Annotated in this window: 9 protein-coding genes; 3 read left to right on the top strand and 6 right to left on the bottom strand. The window is 45.0% G+C overall.

Features of this window, described 5'->3' with window-relative positions; translation table 11 throughout:
• Positions 1–273 precede the first annotated feature (273 nt).
• Complete coding sequence (locus tag LX99_RS21845) at positions 274–1,359, bottom strand: acyltransferase family protein (RefSeq protein WP_109609768.1); 1,086 nt, start codon at positions 1,357–1,359, stop codon at positions 274–276.
• A 297-nt stretch (positions 1,360–1,656) separates the two neighbouring features.
• Positions 1,657–1,818, bottom strand: coding sequence for a hypothetical protein (locus LX99_RS25795; protein WP_170122767.1), 162 nt, complete (start codon positions 1,816–1,818; stop codon positions 1,657–1,659).
• A 385-nt stretch (positions 1,819–2,203) separates the two neighbouring features.
• Between LX99_RS25795 and LX99_RS21850 the strand changes: the two genes are divergently transcribed.
• The 3 genes from LX99_RS21850 (at position 2,204) to LX99_RS21860 (ending at position 6,242) form a co-directional block, all read left to right on the top strand.
• A complete protein-coding gene (locus LX99_RS21850; protein ID WP_245927989.1) occupies positions 2,204–4,939 on the top strand; it encodes a DEAD/DEAH box helicase family protein in 2,736 nt (911 codons plus the stop codon).
• A gap of 253 nt (positions 4,940–5,192) precedes the next feature.
• Positions 5,193–5,666, top strand: a complete 474-nt coding sequence (gene greA / locus LX99_RS21855) for a transcription elongation factor GreA (protein WP_109609769.1) — start codon at positions 5,193–5,195, stop codon at positions 5,664–5,666.
• A gap of 180 nt (positions 5,667–5,846) precedes the next feature.
• On the top strand, positions 5,847–6,242 hold the full coding sequence (locus tag LX99_RS21860; protein WP_109609770.1) for an HIT family protein: 396 nt from the start codon (positions 5,847–5,849) through the stop codon (positions 6,240–6,242).
• An 81-nt stretch (positions 6,243–6,323) separates the two neighbouring features.
• Here LX99_RS21860 and LX99_RS21865 read toward each other — a convergent pair whose 3' ends face one another.
• The 4 genes from LX99_RS21865 to LX99_RS21880 form a co-directional block, all read right to left on the bottom strand.
• Entirely contained in the window at positions 6,324–7,199 is an 876-nt protein-coding gene (locus tag LX99_RS21865) for an OmpA/MotB family protein (RefSeq protein WP_109609771.1), read from the bottom strand.
• A 377-nt stretch (positions 7,200–7,576) separates the two neighbouring features.
• Positions 7,577–9,040: a DNA repair protein RadA gene (gene radA, locus LX99_RS21870; RefSeq protein ID WP_109609772.1), complete on the bottom strand. Its 1,464-nt coding sequence runs from the start codon at positions 9,038–9,040 to the stop codon at positions 7,577–7,579.
• Between the two features lie 289 nt (positions 9,041–9,329).
• Positions 9,330–11,747: a glycoside hydrolase family 31 protein gene (locus tag LX99_RS21875; RefSeq protein ID WP_109609773.1), complete on the bottom strand. Its 2,418-nt coding sequence runs from the start codon at positions 11,745–11,747 to the stop codon at positions 9,330–9,332.
• 310 nt (positions 11,748–12,057) lie between these two features.
• Positions 12,058–12,723: a hypothetical protein gene (locus LX99_RS21880; protein WP_109609774.1), complete on the bottom strand. Its 666-nt coding sequence runs from the start codon at positions 12,721–12,723 to the stop codon at positions 12,058–12,060.
• Positions 12,724–12,775 lie beyond the last annotated feature (52 nt).

Below are 12,775 nucleotides of genomic sequence, written 5' to 3' on the forward strand. Positions count from 1 at the left end.
ACACCCAAAAACCTAAGTTGGAATACGCTACTATTGATAATCAGCTATTTGCACCAATCGCACACAACGCCCTGGAACACTCTGTTTTAAAACCGAAACACTGACAAAATGCTGTCACCATCCTGATGAATAATGAGTGGTAAATTTGGGGGCCTTCCATTACTGCCGGTTGGGTTAACGGGCGGGTAATCGTGGATGTGTTCTGCCTGAACCCAGGCGGAACGGGCTGTAGTTGTGATGAACCCTAATGCCGAGAAACCTTTATTTATTGATTTAGTTTACCTGCTGCTTCCGTTTGCCTGTGAGGTACCTGCGCAACGGGATATCGTAGGCCTTCATCACCAGTAATGCGAAAGCCGGGAGGATAATTAAGGCAGCTATAATAATTAAGGCGAGATGAAGGGCGTCTGGTTTATTGGCTGAATAATAATTGGCAAACATCCACAAAACGGCATAATGGGTCATGTAAAGCGGGTAGGAGATATTGCCCAGAAAATTGCAGACCTTTTTTAATGTGTCTGATAATACCACCCCGGCGCCAAGCGAAATAATGAACGGGAAATAAAGCAGGATGACAAACGGTTCGGTCAGCCAGTTCCAATTGGAAAAAGGCATGATAAAAGCCAGGGACAGTAACGCTGCAATGCCTGTAAAACCCAGCTTGTTTTTGGTAACGAGGTTAAACCGGTAAATAATAAGCCCGGCCAGAAAAGAGTAAAACACCCTCGCGCCGCCATGCCAAAAGGTGTCGCCGCTCCAGCCGCCCAGCAAATTGCCGACCTGCCGGCAAACCATACACAGGATGATCGCCGCGATAATAGCAAGTGCCACGAGATATCGCCGCCGCAGCCTCCAAAGTATCAATGCATAAAAAATGTTGGCTACATATTCCCAAAACAATGACCACGCCGGGGCATTTAAACCAAACAGGTTGAAATACCGGTCGCTCATTACCGGGTAAGGGATCAGTAGTATTGATGTTAACACGATCAGTATAAGCTTGTCTGTGCTGTACGCTTCGGGGTGGCCGCCAAAAGGATCGAATAGAAAAGTTATCAGCCCTAATACCGAACCGAAAAATACCAGCGGATGCAGCCTGATCAGTCTTGATTTAAAAAATTGGACGACTCCAATTTTGTCTATCCTGTCGTCGTAAGCATATGCTATTACAAATCCAGATAAACAAAAAAAGAAATCGACAGCTAAAAAGCCGTGACCAATAAAATCGCGGCTGTAATCGGTATAAGCAACCTCCATAAAATGAAAAGTAACCACCGCGAGGGCCGCTATACCCCGAAGGCCGTCAAGCGCTTCGAAGTGTTGTTTGGTTTTAAGGATTCCGGGAGATACTTTTTCCATGCCTGGTGAGGTAACGTTTTAAGGTTTTGACAAATAAAGAAATATATTGTGTAATAATATCACTTTCTTACCTGGAGGTTAAATTTCCTCTCAAAACAGGGTTAATAGCAGTTAAGGTATTTTCTTTGCCTGCTGAAATAGCATTTTTGTTACCAGTTTAATTGCGAAACTACCGGCCTGGTGTCACTTTCACAAACATCCTGGATAAAATAATATACAGCGGTGTAAAATCGTGTACAAACAAAAACAGCCTCCAAAAGGAAGCTGCTATCATAGGTAAACGTAAATATATGTTGATCAGGCAATCATGCCTGTAGTTGCGGGGTTAAAAGCCTGATTGTTGCGTAAAAACTGCAGGTTGGTGGCTTTAAAGGCATTAATGTCTTTCTTCAATTTAGCTTTAATCAGATGGGGCGCCTGGAGCGACTGAAAATTGATATTTAGATTTAATACTTTCATGCTGTGTATATAGCCAAAGCTGTGCCAAATTCTATTTCTGGTAGAAATAGCTTGGCTGCCGTTGGTGGATGATACAACCGGAAACTGACTGCGGTTTGCTACACCTGACTGGCAGCCGTTTAGTGGAACAAATACAAAGCAACAATTGGACAGGCACAAGAGATTATTGAATTATGACGGAATAGCCTGTGTGCCGTGAAAATTTGATGAACGTTTTAACGACTCAACGACCCGATTTTATAAATTAAAACGAGATATTTAATTTTGATAAGCAACTGAAGTATGTATCACCAATTAATGGAGACCCTGGTGTTGAGCTTGCGAAATAAACCTGTACCCGTTTAGTAACAAAACTTTCAACGCTACATCTGAAGAATATATATTGATGCATTTGGTGACCGGGTTTCCTGATAATATAAATTTCCAATACGGCTGGCGTAAATACCAGCAACGTGTATTAGACAGACTTGACGAGCACCTGATTGACGGGCACCTGCACGTGATAGCACCTCCGGGATCAGGCAAAACAATTTTAGGGCTTGAGGTTGCCCGGCGAATCAATAACGCTACCCTTATCCTCGCGCCATCTATAGCCATTCGTAACCAGTGGGTGCAACGTTTTTGTGATATGTTTCTACAAACAGCGCAGGTACCTGGTTGGCTCTCGACAGATATTCGTAACCCGGCTTTCTTAACCATATCAACCTACCAGGGGCTGCATGCGGTCTGCAACAACCTCCGCTTGGCCGAAGATGAAGATTATAAGGATGAGGAAGAAGAAAGTGACGAGTCCTCTGCAGTATCGCGTAACCAGAACCTTGAAAGTATTATTGCAGCGCTCAGGCAGCAAAATGTAAAAACCATTGTTATTGATGAGGCGCATCATCTTAAAAACGAGTGGTGTTACACTTTAATGAAGGTGAAGGAAACCCTTGATCCGGTTACCATCGGCCTCACCGCTACTCCGCCTTACGATGTATCGCCCAACGAATGGCAACGTTATATAGAACTTAACGGACCTGTTAGTGTTGAAATTTCGGTTCCTGAACTTGTTATTGAAGGTGATTTATGCCCGCACCAGGATTATGTGTACCTGAGCAGGCCCACTCAAACCGAAAAAGAAAATATCGGCGCTTTCAGGCAGCGGATGGAGGCGCTTTTTGCCGAGTTAACAGAAGATAAGGTACTTATAACCGCCATTGAAAGCCACCCGGCCTGGGTCGACCCTGCGCAACACCTCGATTGGATTTACACTAATCTGTCATGCTATTCGGCAAGCCTGATCTTTGTAAATGGCTGCGGGCGGGAAGTTTCAAAACAACACCTGGACATTATTGATGATAAGGATGTAGCCATACCGGCCTTTGATTATAAATGGGCCGCAATCCTGCTCGATTTTTACCTCTATAAAGAGAAGCAGTATTTTAAAGGCTTTGAATATCATAAAAGAGCCCTCGAAACAAAGCTGCGACGCGGCGGTGCTATCGAAAATAAGCAGATCAGCTTTTTGCAAAGTAAACAGGTTACCGGTGCCCTTGCATCAAGTATAAGCAAGTTGCAAAGCATTAAACACATTGTTGATTTTGAATACGGGCAATTAGGCCAGGCCATGCGCATGGTGGTACTCACAGATTATATCAGGAAAGAGTTTTATGTAAATGCGCCCGTCAATCATTTCGAATTGAATAAAATCGGGGTAATGACTATTTTCGAGAAGCTGCGGCGAGAAAACCCCTCCGGTATCCGTATTGGCGTGTTAACTGGTTCTGTGGTGATTATTCCGCGCCGGGCCTACCCTGCGTTTGAAGCAGCCGCGAAACGTAAAGGCATTGAAAAACATCTATGCTCGGAGCTGCCTTTCGACAGAGATTATATGTTGATTGAAGAATGCGGGGCGCTGAAAAATAATATAGTTCATTTAGTTACAGCTATTTTTCAGGAAGGGGAAATTGAACTGCTGATAGGTACCAAATCATTATTGGGTGAGGGTTGGGACGCACCTGCTATCAACACCCTTGTGCTTGCCAGTTTTGTGGGTTCATTTGTATTATCCAACCAAATGCGCGGTCGCGCCATCCGCACCCAAAAAGGTAATTTAAATAAAACCGGCAATATCTGGCACCTGGCCTGTGTTGACGACACTTCGGCCACGGGTGGCGACGATTTTGATACGCTTAAAAGGCGCTTTAAAAGTTTTGTTGGGGTTTCGTTTAAACAGGATGGCCATATTGAAAATGGGATAGGGCGCTTAAACATCCCGGAAAATATCCGCGACTACCGGCAAATTGATTTGCAAAACCAGCAAATGCTGCAACATGCTGCTAACCGTTCAGCCCTTAAAGAAAGCTGGGATACGGCACTCGCAAAAGGGGAATCGCTGATTGAGGAAATTAAAATCCCTTTTGGCGGTGAACAGGAATACCAGGAGGTTAAAAGCATGTATTTTAACCGTACCATAAAAAACATAGTGATATCGCTGTTAATCGGCATGACTGATTATTTGGTGAACGCTGTATCATCATTGGGCCGTAGCGGTCGACTGCTTCAAAGTCGCGAAGGTATATACTCGTATTTAACCGCTTTTTTTATCATAGGCTTATTGATATTTGCCCGCAGGGCTTTTAAGGCATTTCGGTTATACGTAAAATACAGGGATATTGCCAAAGATGTACAACATGTAGGCGAAGCGCTGCTTGATAGCCTGATTAAGATCGGTACCGTTAAAACAGTGAGAGAAAAACTGGCTGTTGAAGCGATGGTTGATAAGTTTGGCGCTGTTTACTGCTATATCGACGGCGCATCGGCTTTTGAAAAATCAACCTTTATCAGCATGCTGTATGAGATTGTTGGCCCTGTTGATAACCCGAGGTATGTGATAACCCGCAAAAGCTTTTTTATGCGCGTATTTAAACAGGAAGACTTTCATCCGGTACCTGAGCTTATTGGCAGAAACAAGCACACTGCCGAATATTTTGCAGATGCATGGAAACGACTGGTTGGCCCATGCGACCTGATTTTTACAAGGAGCCTGGAAGGCAGGAGGTTACTACTTAAAGCGCGTATAAAATCGTTAGCGGCACAATTTGAGAAGAAAGCTCAGCGGCTAAATAAATGGCAATAAGTGAAGCGCAAATTTATGTACCGGTGGAAAGGCTATCGGTATCGACAGACCGCCTAAAATTCGCTTATGAAAAATTTGCATATTAAAACTTAAATCTCTTATCTTCGTTAAATAACAAAAAGCAAGACTATGTAAGCAGATGGCCTACATAGTCTTGTTTGCTTTTATAAGCGTAGCGTCCTTTCTTACAAACAGGGAAGGGCGGTTTTTTTTGGATCACCAACAAGAATCATAATTAATTAATTTTTGCGTTATGGCAGAGGTATCATACTATACCAAAGATGGTTTAGAGAAATTAAAAGAGGAATTACAACGATTAAAAACCACCGGTCGTGCCGATATATCACGGGCTATTGCCGAAGCCCGCGATAAAGGCGATTTATCAGAAAATGCCGAATATGACGCGGCTAAAGAAGCACAGGGCCTGCACGAAGCCAAAATTGCCCAGCTACAGGAAACCCTTGCTAATGCCCGCCTGCTTGATGAATCAAAAATAGATACATCAAAGGTTTTGGCGTTATCTGTTGTTAAAATCAAAAACCTGAAAAACGGCGCTACCATGAGTTACCAGCTGGTTTCAGAAAGCGAAGCTGATATGAAAGCGGGTAAAATATCGGTTACGTCTCCGATAGCCAAAGGCCTGTTGGGTAAAAGGGTTGGCGAGAAAACCGAAATTACCGTACCTGCAGGCAAAATTGAATTTGAGATCCTTGAAATAAGCAGGTAATTGCCAAACAAATCGCTTTTAGCCTCACCTAAATCCTCTCCTTTGGAGAGGGTTGGGGTGAGGCCCCTTCAAATAGATAATTGACAACTATTTGTTAGCGGGGTAAATAGTTTAAAACCATAACTGTTTGCCCCGTTACCGTAAACACCCTTTCTATCCAATACTAAAAACGATACTGATATGAGCACCATCTTTTCAAAAATAGTGGCAGGTGAGATCCCGGCGCACGTTGTAGCCGAAAGCGTTGATTTTTTGGCTTTTTTAGATATCAACCCTTTAGCAACAGGGCACGTGCTGGTAATCCCGAAGAAAGAGGTGGATTACCTTTTTGATCTTGATGATGAAACTTATACCGGTTTGCAGCTGTTTGCAAAAATTGTTGCTGCCGGGTTAAAAAAAGCGGTTCCATGTAAAAGGATTGGTGTGGCGGTGATAGGCCTTGAGGTTCCGCATGCGCATATACACCTCATCCCGCTGCAAAATGTGGAGGATATTAACTTTTCGCGACCTAAATTGAACCCAAGTCCCGAAGAGTTGAAAAGAACTGCCGAAAGTATAAAGGAAGCCTTGAGGTAAACCTCGCTTTGTGATATAAAAAACGCCGCTCTTTTTTGAAGAGCGGCGTTTTTTGTGGGCAGCTTTGTAGCCTGTTTCCCGTTATTGTTTTGCCGGTGCAGGTTGATCTGCCGGCGCTTTGCCAATCAAATCCATAAACTGATCAAGTTTTGGCGTGATGATAATTTGAGTACGCCTGTTTTGTGATCTGCCGGAAGGGGTTGAATTATCAGCAATAGGGTTGTACTCGCCGCGGCCGCCGGCGGTTAAGCGTTTAGGGTCAACCTGGTAAGTGTTTTGTAAGGCTTGCACCACTGATGACGCGCGCAGGGCACTCAAATCCCAGTTGTTGCGGATATTTTTCTGTGAGATAGGCACATTATCCGTATTACCTTCAATCAGCACATCGTAGTTGCTGTAATCCATAATAATTTTGGCGATTTTGCTCAGGGTAGCGCCCGCTTTATCCGAAATTTCGTAGCTGCCTGATTTGTACAGCATGTTATCTGACAAGGAGATGTACACAACGCCTTTCAGTACCTTTACATCAACATCCTGTGTTTCCTGCGGGGTTAATGAACGGGTAAGGTTGTTGGTTAACACCATATTAAGCGAATCGCTTTTGTTTTTGGCATTAACCAGCTGTTGGATGTAGCGGTTGGAGCTGTTGATCTCATCCACCAGTTTAGATATGTTAACGTTACCTTGGCTGCTGGAGTTTAAACATTTGTTCAGCGCGTCCTGTAAAGCGGTTACGTTAGCTTTTTGCTGATTGATCTGCTCTTCCAGGCTTTCGTTGCGGCTCCGCGCTACGGCAAGCGCCTGCTCGCTGGTTTGGTATTTTATACTTAAATCTTTGGTGCTGTTTTGTAATTGGGTATAGTTAGCATCCAACTCTTTGTACTTTTTGCTGCTTACACAGCTTTGGCCTAAAACTGCTATTGAAAGCAGGGCCAAAAAGGATATCCGATAGTTCATAGTTGTAAATTTTGGTTTTTTTAATTCATAATAACCGTTAGCTAATTAACGCATATAATATGTGCATACTATGAAGATAGTAATTATATCCGTATAAATTAACCGGAATGTGACACAATCTGCAAGTTCTGTGCCGATTGATAATCTCCCCGCGAAGGTGGTTTTAAAGGCATGAAACCAAAGTGACCGTCCGTAAAAAAAGACAGTGATTAAATGCATTATTAAACTTAATAAATCAAGCTTTTAAATTCCTCTCTCGACAGCTAAGCCCCCGGCTCGCGAACGCATCCATCTGTATGGAACAGAACACATGCAAATCTGCAATGCGTTGGTTTGTACTTTATGCCCCTGTTTCTTTACTACTACTGGCTAAATCATCAACCAAACAACAAACTGAACACCTCCTCGATAGTACTTACAATTTTAATGTCGATGTTGTAGCGCGACAGATCCATACGCTTTTTATCCTGGCCGCTGGCCGGAAGGTTATATTTGGAGATGAAAATCTGGTTGAAGCCCAGTTTCTGTGCCTCGGCGATACGTTGCTCCACCCTGTTTACGGCCCTGATCTCTCCCGATAAGCCGAGCTCACCGGCAAAGCAGGTTTTGAAAGGGATGGGGATATCCTCGTGCGAAGAAATGATCGCCGCGGCCAAACCCAGGTCTATTGCCGGATCTTCAACCCTGATGCCGCCTGTAATATTCAAAAACACATCTTTTACCCCGAGCCTGAAGCCACAGCGCTTTTCGAGCACGGCCAGCAGCATGCTCATACGCTTGGTATCAAAACCCGTTGCTGTACGCTGGGGTGTACCATACGGCGACGCGCTCACCAATGCCTGGGTCTCTATCAGCATGGGCCTCATGCCTTCTAAAGTGGCCGAAATGGTAACCCCGCTTAAAGGTGTATCGCGGTGGGAAAGCAAAATCTCGGATGGGTTGGATACCTCCCGGAGGCCCTCACCCATCATCTCGTAAATACCCAGTTCAGATGCCGAACCGAAACGGTTTTTGATGGTGCGGAGGATGCGGTAAACATGGTGCCTGTCGCCCTCAAACTGTAAAACGGTATCCACCATATGCTCCAGTATTTTGGGGCCGGCTATCATACCGTCTTTGGTGATATGCCCTATTAAAAATACCGGTGTCGAGGTTTCCTTGGCAAAACGCAACAATTCGGCGGTGCATTCTCTCACCTGCGATACGCTGCCGGGGGTAGATTCTATATGGGCGGAGTGTAAAGTCTGGATCGAATCAATCACCAGCAGGTCGGGCTCCAGGGCCTCAATTTGTTTAAAAATGTTTTGGGTAGAGGTTTCAACCAATATATAACAGCCGCCGGCCGAAGGGCGGGCCTGCAAATCTTCCGGGTTTCTTAAGCCGCTGTTTTTAACGCCCCCTTCAGGGTGCGGGGCGGGTAGCCGCTCGGCCCGCATTTTAATTTGCCTTTCGCTTTCCTCGCCCGATACGTATAGCACTTTTTGACCGGGCATGTTTAATGCTAATTGCAGCATCAGGGTTGATTTACCTATGCCGGGCTCCCCGCCAATCAATACCAGCGATCCGGGCACAATCCCCCCGCCTAAAACACGGTTAAACTCCTTATCGGGCGTAGGCAGGCGGTGCTCTTCGGAATAAGTAATAGCCGAGATCTCTACCGGCTTGTTGGCTCTTTGCTGACTGGTTGATGCAGGTTTCCAGGCCGGCGCCTGGCTGCCCCCTTTTTCAATCACCTCCTCAACAAAAGTATTCCATTGCTGGCACGAAGGGCATTTACCCAGCCACTTGGGCGATTCAAAGCCACAGCTTTGACAGAAGTAAGCGATTTTGGATTTGGCCATTGTTTTGATGTGCAGATTACAGCTATGCAAATATGCAGATTATTTTTGCAGGTTTACTAAATTAATTAGCAATATCAGAAAATCGGGCCAGATGTTAACAACGTAGCATTAAATTCAGGAAAAATACGGTAAGAAAAAACCTTGCGCACGTTTTAAACGCGCGCAAGCGATGCAACCTCACTTAAATCCTCTCCTTGGGAGAGGACTTTAAGAAGCAAGGCGTTCCCTCTGCTTTGCAGAGGGTTGGGGTGAGGCTTTATCGCATAGGCAATGGCAACTCCTTTTTTAATTAAAGGGCCACCACCATGGCTTTACCGTTATACTTAACTACCTTATCAGCCTTGGCGGTCGGCGCTACATCGGCGCCGTGTTCCCCCTTCACCACCACAATATTAAATATGCGGCTTTTCAGCTGGCCCGGGAAGTGCCCTTTGGTATCTGATATGGTTAGCTTATGCGCCTTATCGTTCCAGTTTAAGGTAAACGTTGCCGATTGCCCTTTTTCGTAGTTGTAGTTATCGTTCTCATCCTCATAAAATTTAAATGAGGCGTTGGCGCCGGGGTAAATGCGCAGTTCGATATTGCTGTTAGGCTTCTCGGTAGCGTATTCAACATCCGGCCCCATCGGGATAATCGATCCGGCTTTTACATATAATGGCAAAATTTCGATAGGCGCCGCCGCGCTGATGGTTTGGCCGCCGTCCAGCAATTCGCCGGTCCAGAAGTTGTACCATTTGCTGGCCGCGGGCAGGTATACCTGGCGGGCCTTCGCTTTTTTATCAGCATCGGCTGATGTATACAACTGCTCGGTAACGGGGTTAACCATAAACGCGGGACCAAACATATACTGATCCGGAATGCCATACACATTGGCATCGCCGCGGTAATCAAAAGCCAGCGAACGCATTATGGTATAGTTATCATTTGTTACCCGGCCTGCCAGCGAGTAAATGTAGGGCATCAGGCGGTAGCGCAGTTTATCAAAATTTAACAGGATAGCCCTTGTATTTTCATCCCAGTTTTTGCTGAATATGGCCCGTTCGCCTTTACCATGGATGCGAAAAATAGGGCAAAACGTACCAAACTGAAACCAGCGGGTAAACAACTCACGTTTATCCGGCTGCGACCAGTCGGCAGGTTTCCAGTGGTAATGGTAACCGCCTATATCTGATGTCCAGTAAGGGATGCCTGAGGTGCAGGCATTAATACCCTGCGGTACCTGGTCTTTAAAATCATGAAAAGTACACTCAATATCGCTTGACCATAAGGTTGAGGCGTTGCGCTGCTCGCCGGCAAATGATTGCCTTACCAAAAAGAAGGCCCGTTTGCCCGGGATATCCCTGCGCCAGCCCTCGTACACGCCTTTGGTATGCTGCAGCGAATAAGTGTTAAAATAGTCTATTCCTTTACCTATGGCAAAGTTGCTTTGCCTGCGGGCATCCAGCAAGGCGCCGTTATCCGGCTCACACTGGTCTATCCACCAGGCATCCCAGCCGTAACGTTTAATAAGGCTGTCGCGGGCCTGGTCCCAGTAAAGCTCACGGGCCTTGGGGTTATGGGCATCATAGTAAGTATCAAAAGTGTGGGTAACCACGTTATCCCAGGTAATATCAGTAAGACCGCCCATTTTTTCAAGGGCATCATAGTTAGGGGTACCTTTGCCAAATACCGGCCATATCGAAATCATGGCATGCAGATTGGCTTTATGCAAAGCGTCAACCAGTTTTTGCGGATGCGGGTAACGCTCGGGCTTCATCACATGCGAGCCGATGGGCAGCGGATCCCAGTAGTACCAGTCTTGCACAATGGCATCAACCGGTATATGGTTATTGCGATAGTTGTCTTTTACCGTCAGGATCTCGTCTTCGCTCATGTACCTGTCCTGCGATTGAAACAGGCCGTAAGCCCATTTACCAAACAAGGGGGCCCGACCGGTAGCTGTGCGGTACAGATCAATGATGTGGTCAAAACCCGGACCGTAAAAGAAGTAGTAATCAACCTGTTTACCGCTTTCGGATACGTATTTAAATTTGGTGTTATCAGCCTCGGCACCATAAAAATTACTGGCCGAATAGTTATCCCACATTAAACCGTAACCTTTGGTTGATAACAGCACCGGGATAGCGCCGGTAAGATATTTGATAGCCAGATCCTGGTTGCGGCCTTTGTAATTGATTGACAGGGAATCCAACGGGTGGCAGCCGAGGCCAAACAAGGCTTCATCTTTTGGAGAGATAAACTGCGTAGTAACGGTGTTGGTATTGATACCCGCCACGGTTGCGGGTGTAACCGATTTATTGTCGCTGTCTTCGGCAGTAATAATATTGCCTTTCAAATCGGTATAGGTAATGGCGTTGGTGGCTTTGTTAATCTTAACTTTCAGTTTTGATGTACTGATAATTACTTCTGTTTTAGTATCGGCAACCGTATAGGCCGGGCGTTGCAGCCATTTGTTGTTAACCACCAGCGAGGGTTTAGTTTCAAATGCGTTAAACACGGTGTACTTTACTTCGATGATATCATCCTTGCGGATAAATATTTTCATCAGGCCCTTGTCTAGCTTAAAGCTAACGCCATCGGCCTCTTTTTTAAAGGATTTTACAGTTGCCGAAGCTTCCATAAGCGGCATGGTTATCACCAGTAAAATAATTAACGCAATCGATTGCTTAATTTTTGCGCCCTTGTGAAGTAAGTGTTTAAACATCATGATTATCACTGCTTTGGTTTATACCCGGTGTAAGATCAACACCTGTTTTGACAGCGTGAATATAATGTAGTTTTACTAATTGAAGAAGAAAAAACGGCTGAGAGGGTAAAATTGATTTTATAGTATTACAAAAGAGCAAAAAAGTGCAGAAGATGGCAATAACAATTTTCGCACGATCCTTTGCGGATGATCGAATTACACGAATTTCAAATCTTAAGCGACTGAATAAATTCATGTAATCCAATTCCAAAGTAATTCGTGGGGAAATTTCCTGACTCGCCTTTAAGCATTAAACCTATGCCACCAATTCTTAATGCATATTTAAATACGCCGCCGCGGTGTCATCAACTTTATGAACAACTACCCCCACACATTTCCCGCCGTTATCTATCTCAAATGAGATGCCTTTGGCCAGATCGGTATAAACCTGCACTTTACCGCCTTTGCCGGTATAACTATTTATTGCTTTTAAAGTATAGTTTTTATCTATATCGGCTTTGGCAGAACCGGCACCCATACCTTCGGCAGTTTTAAACCGGGGCGATGTAACCAGCACTTTGCGTACGCGGTTAACCGATTCATCCTTTCCGCCCATATTACGATGCGCGAAAACAGCGGTACGGTTACCCTTTGGATGATGGCCTGCAAACCAAACCATCAGCGAACTGCCCATAGCCGAGTCGGCGCTATCGGGTTTGCCCAATTGTTTAATTACATTTTGAACATCATCATCCAAAACAATATGGCCTATGCCCTTGCCCGGCGTAATCAGCCAATCGGCCTGGGAGTTGTCGCCTGTGTCTGATGCCAGGGTATGGTGTACCGTGGTATCTTTTTTATCATCGAGGTGCAGGCCGGTGGTATCTTTAGGTATTTTATTGGTATCGGCAATAGTTGCAGGTTTTTTATCATTGTTGCCGCAAGCCATTAAACAGATAGCTATCCAGGCTATCCCCAAGCATTTTTTGATCATCATATTACCATAACCAATTTAATAGTTATTTTGTTGGCGCGGACGGTTATAACCA

This window comes from Mucilaginibacter oryzae (assembly GCF_003148845.1).
Lineage (GTDB): Bacteria > Bacteroidota > Bacteroidia > Sphingobacteriales > Sphingobacteriaceae > Mucilaginibacter > Mucilaginibacter oryzae.